We start from the raw sequence: 16,673 nt of genomic DNA, 5'->3' as shown, positions 1-16,673 counted from the left end.
ATACTCCCGCGAAAAATCAGGAGTATATTATATAATAAGTATTTTATAGATTAAGATTGCTTACGGCGACGGCCAGAAACCTTTTTATCAAGATCCCTGATATCCTGTCTCAGCTCACGGAACATCTCTTTAAAATTATAGCTTTCATAATCACCCGGCTCAAAATCTTCCGGGAAAATCCCCGAAGCGTACTGCCAGATTTCCACTACTTCTTCAAAAGGAATATCGTAAGGTTCATAAAATGAATTATCAGCACTTACACTGATTGCCGTTTCTTTTCTTTCTTTAAACCTTTTGTAGGTAATCCCGTCATTTAAGGTAACAAAAACATAGGTTTTACCTTCCTTAAGCTCATTAATTCCTTCTACATATTTTCCTACAATATAAGATCCGTTTCTGAACGGAGGCATAGAATCACCATCCGCAGGAAAAGCTCTGTATTTTCCATTGGTAAGAAAAGGAAGAGCAATACGCTGAAGACTTTCAATGTATTCTATATCGCTATAGCCTTCCAGATATCCCATTGAGGCTTTCTGCGGGATAATTTCTATCGTATCATTTCCATGCGTATCTACTGCAACCGGAAGAACAATTCTGTTATCAGGAAGTTTCAGCATCTCATCCATAGGATGCTTCTCAATATCTACAGAAAGCATAAGGTCAATACTTACATGAAAATATTTGGAAATTTTTACCAGCAGCTCGATAGGAGGTTCGGATATTCCATTTTCATATTTTGAATACCGAACTCTTGAAATCAACAATTCGTCGGCTACATTTTGTTGAGAGAGCTTTCTTCTGGCTCTTAAAAAGCGTATATTATTTGAAAAAACTGACATTGATAAAAGTATGTCAGCAAAAATACAAAATTTGACCTCTTTTATCAACGAATGAAACAGGTTTTCCCCTACATTCTACAGAATTTTATTCAACCTGTATCCATTTTTCCTGAAATAGGGCAGCCTGAACCGTAAAATACTCAATATTCATCACTGTAATAAGCCTTTTTTAAGCCAATACAAAAGCTCTTATCAGTATTGAATAATAATCATAAATAATCAGTATTTAATACAAAACCAATAACTCTACATTTCATAAATTGAGTTATTAGTTTTAACATTTAGTAAATCAATCACATATAAGTGAAAATATTATTTTCATTAAAACACACTTATATTAATGAAATATTAAATAATAAAAACATATAATTAATTTATTGAAAATAATTTGCAATAGCATTATTATTATTCATATATTCGTGATGTAATAATCATATAAAATTATAGTTATGAAAAACTTAAAAAAATTGGACAGAAACGAATTAAAAGCTATTTCAGGTAACGGATTACTAGATCCAATCGGCGGACTTCTAGGTGGACTAGGAGGTGTAGTTGGTGGAGTAGTAGGCGGTGTAGGTACTATCGTTGGTGGCGTAGTTACTGGCGTAGGATCTACAGTAGGTGGAGTAGTTGGCGGTGTAAGCACTGTTGTAACTAACGCGTTATGCCAAACACAATGTGTAGTAAACGGTGTTATCCACATCAAATTACTTGAGTGTGGTTCAACTTGCTAGTCAAAAAGCATTGAATTAAAAAGATTATACCGCTCTGAAAAGAGCGGTTTTTTTAGGTCTCTGAAAAAATAATTCAGGGATTTAACCCTTTAGCTTTATAAGGAAAAATTTAATAATTTCAATAAAGCAACATTGTTGCATTAAATAATTTAATTTTCTAGCTTTGCCGGATCATTAAAGTATATGCACATGAAAAGGACCGTCTATTTTTTGGTGGGAAGCTCACTTATGTATTCACCATCTATTCTGAAATCTCAGAAAATTACTCCTGAGAAAAAAATGGTAAAGGATATAGAATCTGTCAGGGTACAGGGAAAAACAAATTATAACTATGCAAATATTTCAAGAAAAAAACTGGATTTTATTCAGTCTAATACACTGGGTGAAACATTGAGTAAAATTCCCGGAATTCAAAATTCAGGATATGGGCCCAACTCCGGAGCTCCCGTTATCAGAAGCCTTAGCGGAAATCGTGTAAAAATATTGGAAAACGGAACTGCAGTTAATGATCTTTCCGGAATAAGTCCTGATTTTAATACGGATATAGAAATGAACAATGTTCAGAATATCACGATTTACAAAAACTCTGCATCGGTTTTATATGGAGGAAAAGCTATTGGAGGCGCCATAGATATTGAAACAGATTATATTGCCAGACAGCTGCCGGATAAAAAGATAAACTTTCGCGGGCTTTTGGAAGGAGGAAGCAATAGTGGGCAGAAACAGGCCTTTTCAGCTAAAGGTACTATTGCCAAAAACTGGGTTTGGACGGTAGGAGCATCCAATCAGAAGCAGGAAATGGTCAGTATTCCGGGAAAATCAAAAGACAGCAGATGTTATGACCCAAATCTGGTAGGTTTCAACAGTATTTTACAATCACTTTGCCAGATAGATGTGGATTCAAGACGCGTACTTAACAAAAGTCTTTTCCCTTACATCAGCCAGTTTGCCAAAGATCATATGATAGAATATGAACTGTCGGAAGATGATCTTTACACCTTCAGTTCCACGTATTATAATCCTGCTGACGGTAAACATTATCCCAACCCAAAGAATGATCTTTATGTTCCTGGTCAGGATGCTGTGAAAGACCGTTACAGAAGTGAAGTAAACGGAATCAGGGATTATGTGGAAACAAAAGACGGAATCATTCCCAATAGTCATTCAGAAAGTAATTCATTCTATGTAGGAACCAGTTATATAGGAAAATCTTTTTATGCAGGAGGAGCCTATCAGAATTCTTACTCTTATTTTGGAGTTCCGGGATATGCAATCCCTAAAATCCCCAAACATACTCATGGAAAACCATCGCAAAAAATAGAATATCTTCCGATCAACATCAGAAGTTTATCCCATAAAGCCATGTTTGAATCAGGTTACCGATTTACAAATTCTCCGATTTCAAGCATAAAACTGAATTATATGAGTGTATTCTCAAAAAATGCAGAACTTCTTGATCGTTACCGCGCCAATCAGTTTGCTGTAAATCAACACAATGGACGCATGGAAATTGCACAGCAGAAATTAAAATTTCTTACGGGAACCACTGGCGTTGACATTCAATACAGAGAAATGGAAGGAAATGGTGGTCAGAGATATTTACCTAATAATATAAGCCGTGAAATTGGACTCTTTACCATGCAGCATCTTGATTTTAATAGTATTCAGATAGATCTTGGATACAGAAATGATCATGTACAACGCAGGGCGGAAGCAGATCAAAAATATGTCAGAAGCCGCGGACTTTCCGGTGGAAAACTCAGCGACAGAGACTTTACCCTTCATCAATTCCATAGTTCCGCTCAATGGAATATCTTTAAAAAAGGATATCTGAAAGTACAATACAATCACTCAGAAAGAGCACCGGAAGTGAATGAGCTTTATTCAGGAAATAATCATTTTGCTATTCTGACAGAGGAAAATGGTGATGACAGACTGGATAAGGAAACGGCAAACACCATTGAAATCGGGACTGGAGTTAACCTGAAGAACCTTCGGATATCTGCCAGTTGGTATAATACTTCTTATAAGAATTATATTTACCTTGCCCACACCGGAATTTCGAGAGAAGTTTTTCTGGTAAAAGAATGGCGCTCCGATGATACAGAAATCAACGGAATTGAAGCTGAAGCCGCTTATAAAGCCGATCTCGGAAAATTAGGAAAGTGGGAGATAGGCGGATATTATGACTTGGTAAGGAATATAAGCGTTGCCGACAGTTCCATAAGAAAATGGAGTGATGGCGATTATATGCCCAATATGCCTACCAGCCGTTTTGGATTCAATCTGGAAGGAACTCTGAAGAACTTCAGCCTGAATCTAAGCTTAGATCATTATTTACAACAAAAATATTTAGGAAAGAATATTAATCCGGAGCTTCCTATGCCTGCATTTTCATTATTGAATGCCCGTTTAGCCTATAAAGACAACAGTTTAGGCTTTGGGGAACTGGAATATTATATTATTGGAAATAATCTTCTGAACACTGAGGCCCGACTTCAGAATTCTCAGTTAAAATTTCTAAGTCCGCTGCCCGGAATTAATATTTCAGCCGGTGTGAAGATCACAATATAAATCACTTTTATTTCTGCAGTTATTATTCATTAATAGCTGCAGATTTTTTTATGTTATCTATTCAAAATCAGCTCTAAAGCCATTGTACGTTCAAGCTTTATGGTTTTCCTCATTTTTATATATAAATAACTGTGTTATATTTGTGTAAACTAAGAATAAACCGCTACGAACAAGAATTAAATGCCAGAGAAATTTCCGACAATAAACAGCACACTTTCACCTCATAGACTTGGTCAACTTATTCAAGAAAAATATGGACTAACCGACAAAACAAAATGCAATATATTTCGGCTTGCTATGAACCATTTATACATCATTCATGATGGTGAAAACAAATACGTTTTTAGAGTGTACACTCATCATTGGCGAACTCCATTAGAAATTGAAGAAGAATTAAGGCTTCTCAATCATCTGAAAGAAGCAAACCGACAAATTGCTTTTCCTATAGCTGATCAATCAAACCAATTTATCCAGGAAATTGAAGCTCCGGAAGGGACAAGATTTGGTGTTCTATTTTCATATGCTAAAGGTATAAAGACAGCAAAATTTTCCTCCGAAACAAGTTTTCTGATTGGACAAGCATTAGCTAAAATTCATCAATCAACAGAAAATGTCGAACTGATGAGAATGTCTTACAATACTCAAAACCTACTCAAAAATCCTGTTCTAAGAACAAAAGAATTCTATAGTAAAAATACCAGCGAAATTGAATTTTTGGAAAATCTATCTGATTTTTTAACGCTGAAAATGGAAAATGCAGACAAACAGCACATGAGATATGGAGCAGTTCATCTTGACGTTTGGTTTGACAATTTGCACATTGATGATGAAAAAGAAGTAACCTTTTTTGACTTTGATTTTTGTGGCAACGGTTATTTATGCTTTGATATTTCTTATTTTTTATTTCAGTTATTTACAACCCATCTGAACGAAGAGGAGTATCATACAAAATCAGACAGTTTCCTGAGAGGTTATGAGACTGTAACTAAAATTACTCCTGAAGAAAAAAAGTTTTTGTCTTTCGCATGCCTGGCCATCATGAACTATTATATAAGTGTTCAGTGTGACAGATTTGAATATTGGACCAATATTTTCCTCAATGAAGATCATTTAAAAAGAATGGTGGGCAATTTAAAACGATGGATTGCTTATCATAAAATTGAGATCAAATAATCACAGGAAGCGGTATCTATTTTATTTTAATTTTATAAAATCATACAACATGATAAGATGTTTGACAATTATTATATTATCCTTTTTTTCATTAACAACTTATGGACAAACAAAAATGCACTCTATTGAGGAATTAATAAACGATAAAGATCCGGGTTGGACTCTTGTAAAAGAATGGATAGACTCCGCAAAAAATAAAGTAGAAATATTGCCCGTGGATACAAACAGAGCAAAGGATGCCTTATATAAAAGTCAAGTTACAACCAGATCTCCAATGGGTTCCATTGTATATATGACAGGAGGACTTCTGGTTGATAGTGGATGGATAAGGATTCTTGGCTCAGGCAGTGATAAATTAAACAGATCTTTGCCAGAATGGAATAAAGGAAAAACATTTCAGGATTATGGGCAGCCAATACCATATCTTTTAATTGCTGATGATGCAATAGGAGGCATTTTTGTTCTTAATGGTGGCGGACTGGGCAGCGATTTAGGAAAAGTTTATTATTTGGCACCCGATAATTTGGAATATGAACCTCTTGAAATTACCTACACTGAATTTTTGAATTTTTGCTTTAATAAAAATCTTGATGAATTTTACAAAGAATACAGATGGTCCAATTGGAAAAAAGATGTAGTGAAACTTAAAGGAGATCAGGTATTTAGTTTTTTTCCTTACCTATGGATGGAACAAGGTAAGGATATCAATAAAGTATCAAAAAAGGAAATTCCAATTGAAGAAAATTACAAGTTAATTCTTGAATTTAGAAATCAGCTTGGATTTGATACAGAGAAATAAATGATAGAATGCTTAGCATGAAAAATTATTTGTGATTTCTTAACAAACTCATCATCAAAATAAATTTTATCTTAGCAGCATAATAACCATCTAAAATTCAACAGTTAAATACAGAAAAAAATGAGGAACACTATTTATACTTTCTTACTATTATTTTTATTCACAAGCATTAATGCTCAGGAATATTCAAAATTAATAAGTGAAGCTAATAAATTATATGAAACAAAAGATTATAAAATGTCTGCAGATTTATATGATAAAGCGTTTAAAATTGAAAGCGAAAATCCAAGTCACTTATATAATGGCGCATGTTCATCTTCTTTAGCAGGAGATACCAAAAAAGCATTTAAATGGCTGAACTTATCCATAGAAAAAGGTTGGACCAATCTAAAGCACTTAAACTCTGATACTGATTTAGAAAATTTACATTCAAAAAAAGAGTGGGGGAAAACAATTGAAAAGTTAGAAAAAAAATTAGCGTTAATAGAAGCAAATTATGACAAACCATTGCAGGCTGAATTATTGGCAATTCATGAAGAAGACCAAAAATATAGAGTGCAAATGAATGAAACTCAGAAAAAATTCGGCCCCAATTCTAAAGAAATGAATGATCTTTGGAGAATAACCAATCAGAAAGACTCAATTAATCTATTAAAAGTAAAAAAAATACTGGATGAAAAAGGTTGGGTTGGCAAAGACAAAGTAGGCGCACAAGCCAATAGTGCATTATTCCTGGTTATTCAGCATTCAGATTTGGAAACGCAAAAAAAATATTTACCCATGATGAAAGAAGCGGTAACAAAAGGAAATGCAAGTCCAGGTTCTTTAGCATTGTTAATTGACAGAATAGAAATTCGAGAAGGTAGAAAACAAATATATGGAAGCCAGATAGGAATCATTCAGAGTAATAATACTTTCTATGTTTCGCCTTTAATTGATCCTGACAATGTAGATAAAAGAAGAACAGAAGTTGGCTTAGGTCCAATCTCTGACTATCTTAAAAATTGGAATTTGGTTTGGGACGTTGAAAAGTATAAAAGAGAATTACCCGAATTAGAAAAATTAAATAAATAGAAAACGTCTGCTCACAGCAGTTTACAAGAATAACGGATTAAGGTTTAATTGAAGACTCCTTAATCCGTCATTTATTTTATAGGTTGTAAAGCGTAAGAGATTAATTGAGATACTAACAACTTTTCCGGATCTAAGAAATGATTTTGAGCAATAATGATAGTCATAGATAATCTGAAAGCCGTTGAGCACAACATGGGATAAATAATGAAATCTGACATATTCTGTGAATTTTGAGAAACTCAAATAATATACAATTTAACATAATATAAATTATAGGATTTTTATTATCCAACTGAAATAGAGTAATAACCTCCTCAGAATCCCTTATTTTGAATATTTCCCATCCAAATATTCTGTAACGATTTCTAAAAACTCTTCTTGGGTCATAAAACGATCCAGAAACTCTTCCAGGTTTCCTTCATTCTCAATTTCCTGAAAATACATTTCATGATCTGTACTGTACACCGTTGGATTATTTTGGTTAGGATCTGTTGTGCAGACAAAAAAATGATCAGGATATCCGTAAGAATAAAATATACAGATAAAATCCATCTCTTTGCCTTGTACGATTTTTTTTACTTCGTATTCCTCTACAAGTCCGTCCAACTCTTCATAATCCTCGGAGTTTTCTTTAAATGGCGTGAAAATCCAATCTTTGAAAAAATATTGACCGTACGGCAATTCATGATCAGAAAAATAATGTTCCAGCAAGTTCTTATAAAAACTTTTCTGATCTTCTATATACAAATCTTTGTACTGTTCATAATACTGATCTATCCCATAAACATCCCAATCTTTATCATATAGATAATGGCTGAAGCTGAGACTTTGCCAGTTTTCAGTAAAACTTTTATCTGCATGTAAGCCCTCTGTATTTCCTCCTAACTGTTTAATTTTATTTGCAATAGTTTTATTCATGAGTTATAATTCATAATATATTATGTTAAATTGAAACGATTCCAAAGTCTCTATAGTTCTTAAAAATACAAAATCTTGCCTCATGACAGTTTTTATTCCATAAAAACAAAATATCTTTATGCTAACCAAAATATCACGCATATGAAACCTAAAATGATCTGGGCCAATCTGGCAGTAGCCAACCTTGAACGCACCCAAAAATTCTATACTGAGCTGGGATTCAAACCCAACAATCCACACACCTCCAATGAACTGGTAAGCTTTTTTATGGCTGGAAATGAATTCATTATTCACTTTTTCTTAAAAAATGTTATAGAAAACAACCTGAAAAGTATGAAATTCGGAGATCCCCAAAGCTCCAATGAAATTATATTCACCCTTTCTGCAGACAATAAAAACCAGGTGGATGAATGGGCTGAAGAAGTAAGAAATGCTGGTGGAACCATTGTTTCAGAACCTGAAAGTTTTGGAGAAAACTATTATGGTTTTGTATTTGCAGATCCGGATGGACATAAGTTCAATGTATTTTTCATGTAGAATTTCAAAATATTTTTCCCTATATTTGGCATTCAACAGATCATTATGAACCGCTCGAACTGTCTGCCTCCTCCGGCACCTTAATATTTTCAATTTAATTTGAAGCCTACTCATGTCGTTAACTTATTAACGACCGGGTTTTTCGTGCTTCACATTCTAACAAAAATATTAATTCCAATTTTACAGTTCATTCTCTAATGAAAAAATCATATTTATTATTACATTTGGCCGTAATTCTGGCCGGATTTACAGGTGTATTCGGAAAATTAATCACACTTAATGAAGGATTGCTGGTCTGGTACAGACTCCTCTTCTCCTCTATTATTTTATTCTTTATTTTAAAACTTTTTAGAATTCCAGCAAATATTCCTCTCCGGGGGAAAATTCAGATTTCAAAAGCCGGATTGCTCATTACGCTGCACTGGCTTCTGTTCTATGCAAGTATAAAATACGCGAATATATCTATTGGTGTTGTATGCTACTGCCTGACCAGCTTTTTTACAGCGGTATTTAAACCTATTATTGATAAAGAGAAATTCAAACTTTCAGAATTGCTTCTTAGTACACTGACGATTCTGGGAATAAGCTTAATTTTTCATTTTGATACCTCCTATCAGCTTGGAATTATTTTAGGTATCTTTTCATCTGCATTTGGAGCCCTTTATACCATTTACAATAAACGTCTGGTACACCATTTTGACACCAAAGTTATCAACTATTATCAGATGATTGCCGGTACTTTATGCTGGGGAGCGTTTTTGCCCGTATATCTCCTCTATTTCCCGTCAGATAGCATAGTTCCTGACTTAAAAAACACGGCTTATTTGGGCGTTTTATCTCTTTTTTGTACCGTTGGCTTATATGTGATGTTTGCAGAGGTTTTAAAGAAAATTCCTGCCTTTACCGTTAATCTCACCTACAATTTGGAACCCGTGTACGCTATTATTATGGCATTTTTATTTTTTGGAGAAAGCAAAGAAGTCAATCTGTCTTTTTATATAGGATTGGTTTTTATTATTGCTTCCGTGGTTTTACAGACATTAATTTCTATTAAGAAAAAATATTAGAAATCATTGTATATAAAATAAAATATTTCTAAAATAAGCTATTCTCGATTATTTTTTTTAATTAATATTATAAATTTGCAATTAAATAAAAATAACCGTGAGTAAACCTATTATATTTGGTGAAATAGAAGGTATTGAAGAAGGATATCATTTTAATAATAGAAGAGAAATGATGCCAACAAGTTTTCACAGAAATTGGGCTGCAGGAATAGATGGAAACTCAAACGAAGGCACTTCTGCTATTGTTCTTTCTGGAGGATATGAAGATGATTTAGATTTTGGAGAAGAAATTATCTATACAGGCGCAGGTGGTAATGATAGTAATACCGGAAAACAAATAAAAGATCAAGTATGGGAAAAAGGAAATGCCGGGCTTATTATAAGTATGGACCAAGGGTTACCCATAAGAGTTATTCGTGGAGCAACCCATAAGTCCGAATTTTCACCTAAAAAAGGATATTTATATGCAGGATTATATAGTGTTGTAGATGCTTGGGAAGAAATTGGCAAAAGTGGTTTCAAAATTTGTAGATTCCGTTTAGAATATTCTGGCAATAATCAAGCTAAGAAAACAGTACAGCAAATTGAATTAGATTATTCTGAAAGAGTCAAAAGAACAGTAGAAAGTACAGTTCTAAGAATTGTACGAGATACAAAAGTAGCATGGCAAGTAAAAAAATTATATGATTTTAAATGCCAGGTTTGCCAGATTAGTATTCCAACCAAATTAGGTTATTATGCTGAAGGTGCCCACATTAAACCACTAGGTAAGCCACATAGTGGCGATGATAATCCTGATAATCTTATTTGCCTTTGTCCCAATCATCATGTTATGTTTGATAAAGGAGTATTTTCAATTGCTGATAATTTTCAATTAATAGGCTGTTTATCAGGAAACTTAAAAATTGATACTCATCACCAATTGAATCTTTCAAATCTAAAATATCATCGTCAAACACACGGTTTTGAATAAAAAAGGCCTCTCAAAAAAATATTGAGAGGCTTTTTTATTTAGGTATTTAAGATTAAAATACAGAGAACTCTACCCATTCAATCCCAAACTATTATACAGCTGCACCTGCCATATTCCCAGCACCTCTTTAAGCATGACGAAGGTAAAGGCAGCATTATAGCTGTTAGGAAACAAAGTGATTTCTGTATCTATAAAGTCGGATGCCTGTGGAAAAGGATCTAATCCAAAGGTATGAAACAAAGCAACAGACCTTTTCATATGAAACCCGGAAGTAACCAGATATACATCCGAAGGAGCCATCTGTTTTAATATCTTGCTGGAATATTTTGCATTTTCATAGGTGTTCATACTTTTATCTTCTTTAATGAGATCTGTCTCTGATACCCCCATTTTTTTAAAATTTTCGCTGAATAATGCTGCTTCACTTTTTTGTCCCCTTCCCCTTCCGGAAATGACTATTTTACAAGGCAGATTATTCTTCTTGTATTCATGATACAGCTGATAAGCAGTTACGAGTCTGGAATAAGACATTGTATGCAGCCTCTCCGTATTGTCAAAGTCTACAACCCCGCCGCCCAATACAACGATAACAGGATTCTGAGAAGTCTTATTTTTATTCACAATCGTATTAACATAACTTTTCTGCAGATATCCCGAGGTGAGTTTCCCCAGAAAACCATTTCCTATAAAAATGATCATTATAACGGCAAAAAGGCCAACTCCTATCCTTAGATTTTTACGCTTATTTTTTCTTTTTAGTAATGCGATGATTACTATTGCAAGAAATACTAAGAAATAAGGTTCTGTAAAAAGCTGAATAACACGAAATAAAAGGTCTAGTAAAAATTTCATCTTCAAATAATATTGATTAATGTATAGAAAACATTGGATTTGCAAAGGTAGACATTTCCTGAATATCGCTTTCCAGACTACATTTCAACGGCTTAAGGCCATTTCATTTTTTATGGGCAAAAATTTCAGGTATCATGAACGGAAAAATGGCCAGACAATCATTTTCTATGAATAACAGGTTTTTATATTTCTCTAAAATGTATTTACTGTAATAAATTATTAGTCAGTAGAACAATTTCGCCTTATTTTTCTTTTGGTTTATCCAATTATTTTATACATTTGCAAACAACACACTAAAAAGTGTGTTAAAAAATACCTACCCCAGTGAAAAAGCAGAACAGTATAGCCGTTTTTATGACCGTACTCCATATATTTTTGGAAAGGCATTTTTGTAAAGGAAGAAATAAAAGTATTTCCTCAAATACAAAGAAATGATTTCTACCTTAAGTCATTGAAAAACAATTTTATATCCTTGTTATAGAAATCAAGGAATACAATCTTTTGTGATGCGGATCTATGCTGCAGATTATCCTATAAAAATCTGTGAAAAGCTCTTCACAGCCACTCACTTACCTATCTCTAACTTATTGAAATAATTTATTTTATCATTTCATTGCTTTATTTACATTAAAAAATCTTAAACAGATTTACTCTTAAAGTTAATATTGTTTCAATGCAATATGGTTTTAAAAAAAATACATTTGTCTTTTAATTTTAATACCATCAATGAAATGTCAACAGTTCTCAAAACATTTGTAGCGTATCTTAAAAGACCTGCTCTTTATCCTGAACTGGGCAGAAAAATCATTAAAAATACGATAAAGAGAAGAAGCCCTTTTAAAGGAAAAGCAAAAACAAATCACTGGGCCGCATCCATAGCCGTTTCACAAAAAGAAGTGATCTCCAGGCTTTTCTCAATGGATACTGACAATTTTAAATCTGCCTATGCTGACATCCTGGAAAAAGCCAATGCCAAAGAAAAAGAATGCCCTGTTAAAATGGGTGGCGCTGGTGCAATGGAGCTTATTTATTACGCCTGCGAATTCACCAAAGCACAAAACGTTCTTGAAACAGGCGTGGCTTATGGATGGTCTTCTTTAGCGATATTGCTTTCTCTTCAAAAAAGAAATGGTACACTCTATAGCTCAGATATGCCTTATCTTGCTCAGGATGGTGATCAGTATGTAGGCTGTGTTGTTCCCGAAAACCTTAAAAAGTACTGGCAGCTATTCCGTTTTGCAGACAGAGAATCTTTACCTAAAATTTTAAAAAAAGTTTCCTCTTTTGATGTTTTCCACTATGATTCTGACAAAAGTTACCACGGAAGAATGTGGGCTTATCATCAGATCTATAAAAGACTGAGACCTGGTGCCGTGTTTATCAGTGATGATATTGGCGATAATTCAGCATATCAGGATTTTTGCAACAGAATGAATATCAGCACTTTTGTTGTAGAATACCATGGAAAATACATTGGTATTTTTGTAAAAGAATATGTTCCGCTCATCAGAGCTAAATAATGCAATTGATGAGATAAAACTATACTTAATTTTAAAAACCATTAAGAATAGATAAGTAATTAAGAATATTAAGAGAATATCTAAAGACATTCTAAAGCACAACGCTTCATTCAAATTTATTTGAATCTTAACTTTACTTAAAGCCTTAAATCCTACTTAATGGTTCAAAAAAATAATCTCCCGCAGATCAAACAGATATCGCAAATTATAATGCTAAAAAGAGCTGCTCAATCTCCTAAATCTGTGAGAGACCATCAAAAAATTATACTGATCCTTCATAATCCACTTCCCTTTCCAAAATAATCTGGTTTTTACTTACCGAAACCAATATCTTATCTCCTGCCTGAAAACCACATTGCTGTACCCACTTCCCTGCAATTCTTATTTCGGGGAAGTACACTATTTTGCCATACGCTCTTGAAAACGATTTGAGGAAAACCGTAAGGTTACGATTATGCAGTTCATTATATTTGCTGCTGTTCATTCTTCTTTTTCTTTTCATCTTTGTTATTTTTTTACAAATCAAGGCATAATCAGAAGGATAAACCAGTTGAGAATAGAATATTTTATTCAGAAAGAGGGATATTTTAGAATAGTATTTATTTTAAAACAGAGCTTCATTTTTTTGTTCTAAAGCTTTATATTTGTTATTATGAGTTACACAGATATGCAAAATAAAAAAATACACCAAGGGAGAAATATAAAGCGTGTCCGCGAAATGCTTGGCATCAAACAGGAAGCATTGGCTTTTGAACTGGGTGATGACTGGAACCAGAAAAAAGTTTCTCTTTTAGAACAAAAAGAAACCGTAGAATCTGATATTCTGGCGCAGGTAGCGCAAATTCTTAAAGTTCCTGCAGAAGCGATTGAGAATTTTGATGAGGAACAGGCAGTGAATATTATTTCTAATACATTTACAAGTAATGATACATCAACTTTAAATGCTATAAATGTACAACCTACTTTCAATCCTCTTGATAAGATGGTGGAGCTTTATGAACGTATGCTTGAACAACAGAAGGAGATGATTGAAAAATTGGAGAGGTTGATTGAGAAAAAATAATTAGCACATATTTTCTTAAATATTCATCTATAACTAATAACTATACAATGGCACAAATTGATTCTTATCGAAGTTCATTAATAAGTAGACAGAACGAATTATCTAGACTCACATCAGATAAGGCAAAAGAGCAAATAAAAATTGCAGATCTAAATAAAAAAATAAATTCTGCTTCTGATGCTATTCGAAGAACTAAAACTATAAGTATTATTAATTCGAAATCCAAAGAAATTGAGCGTTATAATAAAGATATAGCGAATGTCACTAAGAAAATTGCTGATTTGGAATCTAAGATTGTAAAGAAAAATAAAGAGATAGTTGATTATCAAAAAAAGATTCAAAACGAACAAAATTCTATTGATAAAAAACGAAAAATAGAAAATGATAAACTTCAAAAAGATCAAGAAAGAAGCTTAAGAACTATAAATGACACCTTAAATCATCACAATACATTACATAGAACGACCTTTAATGAGATTCAAGAGTTAAAAAAAATTCCTGAAAAAATAACAGTATTATTCTTAGCTTCAAACCCCATTGATCAAGCGCCATTAAGGCTTGATGAAGAAGCAAGAAGTATTACCGAAATGATTAGAAAAGCTAAACATCGCGATTCTGTCAAATTTGAATCATGTTGGGCTCTTCAAACAATAGATCTATTGCAAGCTCTTAATGAATATAATCCAACTATTGTGCATTTTAGTGGACACGGTTCAGATAATGACGAAATAGTATTCCAAAGCCAAGATGGGGTTACCAAACTCGTAAAAAAAGAAGCACTTATACAAACAATGATGGCATCTTCTGACAATATCAGACTTGTATTCTTTAATACATGTTTTTCAAAGAACCAAGCAGAGGCTATTTCTCAATTTGTAGATGCAACAATAGGGATGAATACCTCAATTGGAGATGAAGCAGCTAGAGTATTTTCTTCGCAGTTTTATTCAGCAATTAGTTTTGGTCTTTCAGTTGAAAAAGCATTCCAACAAGCAAAAGGATTATTAATGATGGAAGATATTCCTGAAGAAAATACACCAGAATTATTTATTAAGCCAGGCCTTAAAGCAGAAGAAATAATATTAGTACAACCGAACTAAAGTTCAAATTAAATTTTAAAGAGATTTATTCTTTTAAAATATATACTAACAAACTAATAACTATGAATCGTATAATATTAATTGGGAATGGTTTTGACCTTGCTCATAGAATGCCAACAAGCTATGGTAACTTTATGAATAATTATTGGGGGAATAAAAGGAAAGAAATTTGGAATGGCAAATACGATGATAAAAGATTTGAAGATGACAACATCATTCTTGATGGTGTACCTCCAATTGTATATTCAGAAGCGGACACAGATGAATTTGAGTATAGCAAACTATTATCAATTCTAAGCCCCCATAGCGGCAAAGTAAAATACAAAAATAAGTTTCTTGAAATACTTACAGAAAGGAATCATTCTCTTAATTGGGTGGATATTGAAAAGGAATATTATTCTCTGTTAAAAAAAAGTTACAAAGATTTTTCATTACCTAAATATTATATATCTGAGTTGAATAGAGATTTTCAAATTATTGAATCTTTATTAGAAGAATATCTTACAACAATTCAAACAGAATTTAATAAAAGTTTTGCAAGTACTGATGATGAGATGCTCTTAAAAAGAGCAATATATGAAGTAATATATTCCGACTTTAATTTTAGAGATTTTTCAGAGTTATCCATTAATCATTTAACAGAAGAAATTTTTCAGAATGTTTACCCAAATATTAAAGATTTGGATTTAAATAAAATTCACATTCAAGAACTTGATTTATCAGATCGAGAAATGAGATTGTATAAAGCATTAAGCAGTTTAGATGATAAAGAGACTAAAACAAAAATTAAAAAACTACTAAAATCAGAGGCATCAGCAAATTACTTTCGGTATAGACCGGATGAAGTTTTATTCTTAAACTTTAATTATACATCAACTGAGATTCACTATCATACTCCTCCAATCGATAAAGAATTTGATAATGATATATCAATTGATGTAATACATATCCATGGGATTTTGAAAAATAAAACAGATAATAAAATTATCTGTGGTTTTGGAGATGAGATAGATAAAGATTACTTAGAAATTGAAGATCTTGATGACAATGAATATTTACAAAACATTAAGTCTATGAAATATCTTGAAAGTGATTCCTATAAAAGACTACTGGATTTTATAAATTCAAATAATTATCAAGTTTTCATATTTGGCCATTCTTGTGGAATCTCAGATAGAACTTTACTAAATACTCTCTTTGAGCACAAAAACTGTAGTTCTGTAAAACCTTATTATCGTAAAAAGGATGATGGAACTGATAATTACAGTGAAATGATAAGAAATATTTCTAGAAACTTCACAGATAAAGCTTCAATGAGAGACAAAGTAGTAAATAAAAAATATACTCAAGCTTTATTTAGCTAATAAAATGGAGGGCAATTAGTTCTCCATTTTTCTTTTAATAGGCAGTATTTTAATTATTTAATCAAAATTTTCTTCAAAAAACTTGC

16 protein-coding genes are annotated in these 16,673 nt (G+C 32.7%); 12 read left to right on the top strand and 4 right to left on the bottom strand.

Annotated elements, in window-relative coordinates:
- Positions 1-50: 50 nt before the first annotated feature.
- Positions 51-839: a LexA family transcriptional regulator gene (locus JOE44_RS03555; protein ID WP_105682249.1), complete on the bottom strand. Its 789-nt coding sequence runs from the start codon at positions 837-839 to the stop codon at positions 51-53.
- Between the two features lie 449 nt (positions 840-1,288).
- On the opposite strand from JOE44_RS03555, the gene JOE44_RS03550 reads away from it, so the two are divergent.
- From JOE44_RS03550 to JOE44_RS03530, 5 genes are all read left to right on the top strand, one after another.
- The gene (locus tag JOE44_RS03550) at positions 1,289-1,573 is read left to right on the top strand and encodes a hypothetical protein (protein ID WP_002979306.1); all 285 of its coding nucleotides are present in this window, start codon (positions 1,289-1,291) and stop codon (positions 1,571-1,573) included.
- 189 nt (positions 1,574-1,762) lie between these two features.
- On the top strand, positions 1,763-4,147 hold the full coding sequence (locus tag JOE44_RS03545; RefSeq protein ID WP_209784355.1) for a TonB-dependent receptor: 2,385 nt from the start codon (positions 1,763-1,765) through the stop codon (positions 4,145-4,147).
- A gap of 297 nt (positions 4,148-4,444) precedes the next feature.
- Entirely contained in the window at positions 4,445-5,320 is an 876-nt protein-coding gene (locus tag JOE44_RS03540; protein WP_245169695.1) for a phosphotransferase, read from the top strand.
- A gap of 115 nt (positions 5,321-5,435) precedes the next feature.
- Positions 5,436-6,119 (top strand): DUF2625 domain-containing protein, encoded by a 684-nt coding sequence (locus tag JOE44_RS03535; protein ID WP_209784353.1) that lies wholly within the window; start codon positions 5,436-5,438, stop codon positions 6,117-6,119.
- 120 nt (positions 6,120-6,239) lie between these two features.
- Positions 6,240-7,193 carry a DUF6624 domain-containing protein gene (locus tag JOE44_RS03530; protein WP_209784352.1) on the top strand — a complete coding sequence of 318 codons (954 nt, stop codon included), beginning with the start codon at positions 6,240-6,242 and terminating at the stop codon, positions 7,191-7,193.
- Positions 7,194-7,517: 324 nt separating this feature from the next.
- Here JOE44_RS03530 and JOE44_RS03525 read toward each other — a convergent pair whose 3' ends face one another.
- Positions 7,518-8,111, bottom strand: a complete 594-nt coding sequence (locus JOE44_RS03525; RefSeq protein WP_209784351.1) for a hypothetical protein — start codon at positions 8,109-8,111, stop codon at positions 7,518-7,520.
- 141 nt (positions 8,112-8,252) lie between these two features.
- Here JOE44_RS03525 and JOE44_RS03520 point away from each other — a divergent pair, with 141 nt between their 5' ends.
- From JOE44_RS03520 to JOE44_RS03510, 3 genes are all read left to right on the top strand, one after another.
- Entirely contained in the window at positions 8,253-8,648 is a 396-nt protein-coding gene (locus JOE44_RS03520; protein WP_209784350.1) for a VOC family protein, read from the top strand.
- Positions 8,649-8,845: 197 nt separating this feature from the next.
- Positions 8,846-9,715 carry a DMT family transporter gene (locus JOE44_RS03515; protein ID WP_209784349.1) on the top strand — a complete coding sequence of 290 codons (870 nt, stop codon included), beginning with the start codon at positions 8,846-8,848 and terminating at the stop codon, positions 9,713-9,715.
- A 97-nt stretch (positions 9,716-9,812) separates the two neighbouring features.
- Positions 9,813-10,688: a YDG/SRA domain-containing protein gene (locus JOE44_RS03510; protein ID WP_209784348.1), complete on the top strand. Its 876-nt coding sequence runs from the start codon at positions 9,813-9,815 to the stop codon at positions 10,686-10,688.
- Between the two features lie 69 nt (positions 10,689-10,757).
- Here JOE44_RS03510 and JOE44_RS03505 read toward each other — a convergent pair whose 3' ends face one another.
- Positions 10,758-11,540: a YdcF family protein gene (locus tag JOE44_RS03505; protein WP_209784347.1), complete on the bottom strand. Its 783-nt coding sequence runs from the start codon at positions 11,538-11,540 to the stop codon at positions 10,758-10,760.
- Between the two features lie 701 nt (positions 11,541-12,241).
- On the opposite strand from JOE44_RS03505, the gene JOE44_RS03500 reads away from it, so the two are divergent.
- A complete protein-coding gene (locus JOE44_RS03500; protein WP_245169694.1) occupies positions 12,242-13,060 on the top strand; it encodes a class I SAM-dependent methyltransferase in 819 nt (272 codons plus the stop codon).
- A gap of 262 nt (positions 13,061-13,322) precedes the next feature.
- Here JOE44_RS03500 and JOE44_RS03495 read toward each other — a convergent pair whose 3' ends face one another.
- Positions 13,323-13,562 carry a SymE family type I addiction module toxin gene (locus JOE44_RS03495; RefSeq protein WP_209784346.1) on the bottom strand — a complete coding sequence of 80 codons (240 nt, stop codon included), beginning with the start codon at positions 13,560-13,562 and terminating at the stop codon, positions 13,323-13,325.
- Positions 13,563-13,712: 150 nt separating this feature from the next.
- Here JOE44_RS03495 and JOE44_RS03490 point away from each other — a divergent pair, with 150 nt between their 5' ends.
- From JOE44_RS03490 to JOE44_RS03480, 3 genes are all read left to right on the top strand, one after another.
- On the top strand, positions 13,713-14,123 hold the full coding sequence (locus JOE44_RS03490) for a helix-turn-helix transcriptional regulator (RefSeq protein ID WP_209784345.1): 411 nt from the start codon (positions 13,713-13,715) through the stop codon (positions 14,121-14,123).
- Between the two features lie 47 nt (positions 14,124-14,170).
- Complete coding sequence (locus JOE44_RS03485) at positions 14,171-15,223, top strand: CHAT domain-containing protein (RefSeq protein ID WP_209784344.1); 1,053 nt, start codon at positions 14,171-14,173, stop codon at positions 15,221-15,223.
- Positions 15,224-15,285: 62 nt separating this feature from the next.
- A complete protein-coding gene (locus JOE44_RS03480) occupies positions 15,286-16,587 on the top strand; it encodes an AbiH family protein (protein WP_209784343.1) in 1,302 nt (433 codons plus the stop codon).
- Positions 16,588-16,673 lie beyond the last annotated feature (86 nt).

The organism is Chryseobacterium sp. PvR013, assembly GCF_017833095.1.
In the GTDB taxonomy this organism is placed as follows: Bacteria; Bacteroidota; Bacteroidia; order Flavobacteriales; family Weeksellaceae; genus Chryseobacterium; species Chryseobacterium culicis_A.
The sequence above is the reverse complement of the archived record's forward strand: the minus strand, read 5'-3'. Positions and strand labels throughout refer to the sequence as shown.

Coding starts and splice junctions, on each gene's coding strand:
- JOE44_RS03555 (WP_105682249.1), bottom strand. CDS start 839: ATGTCAGTTTTTTCAAATAATATACGCTTTTTAAGAGCCAGAAGAAAG.
- JOE44_RS03550 (WP_002979306.1), top strand. CDS start 1,289: ATGAAAAACTTAAAAAAATTGGACAGAAACGAATTAAAAGCTATTTCA.
- JOE44_RS03545 (WP_209784355.1), top strand. CDS start 1,763: ATGAAAAGGACCGTCTATTTTTTGGTGGGAAGCTCACTTATGTATTCA.
- JOE44_RS03540 (WP_245169695.1), top strand. CDS start 4,445: ATGAACCATTTATACATCATTCATGATGGTGAAAACAAATACGTTTTT.
- JOE44_RS03535 (WP_209784353.1), top strand. CDS start 5,436: ATGCACTCTATTGAGGAATTAATAAACGATAAAGATCCGGGTTGGACT.
- JOE44_RS03530 (WP_209784352.1), top strand. CDS start 6,240: ATGAGGAACACTATTTATACTTTCTTACTATTATTTTTATTCACAAGC.
- JOE44_RS03525 (WP_209784351.1), bottom strand. CDS start 8,111: ATGAATAAAACTATTGCAAATAAAATTAAACAGTTAGGAGGAAATACA.
- JOE44_RS03520 (WP_209784350.1), top strand. CDS start 8,253: ATGAAACCTAAAATGATCTGGGCCAATCTGGCAGTAGCCAACCTTGAA.
- JOE44_RS03515 (WP_209784349.1), top strand. CDS start 8,846: ATGAAAAAATCATATTTATTATTACATTTGGCCGTAATTCTGGCCGGA.
- JOE44_RS03505 (WP_209784347.1), bottom strand. CDS start 11,540: ATGAAATTTTTACTAGACCTTTTATTTCGTGTTATTCAGCTTTTTACA.
- JOE44_RS03495 (WP_209784346.1), bottom strand. CDS start 13,562: ATGAAAAGAAAAAGAAGAATGAACAGCAGCAAATATAATGAACTGCAT.
- JOE44_RS03490 (WP_209784345.1), top strand. CDS start 13,713: ATGAGTTACACAGATATGCAAAATAAAAAAATACACCAAGGGAGAAAT.
- JOE44_RS03485 (WP_209784344.1), top strand. CDS start 14,171: ATGGCACAAATTGATTCTTATCGAAGTTCATTAATAAGTAGACAGAAC.
- JOE44_RS03480 (WP_209784343.1), top strand. CDS start 15,286: ATGAATCGTATAATATTAATTGGGAATGGTTTTGACCTTGCTCATAGA.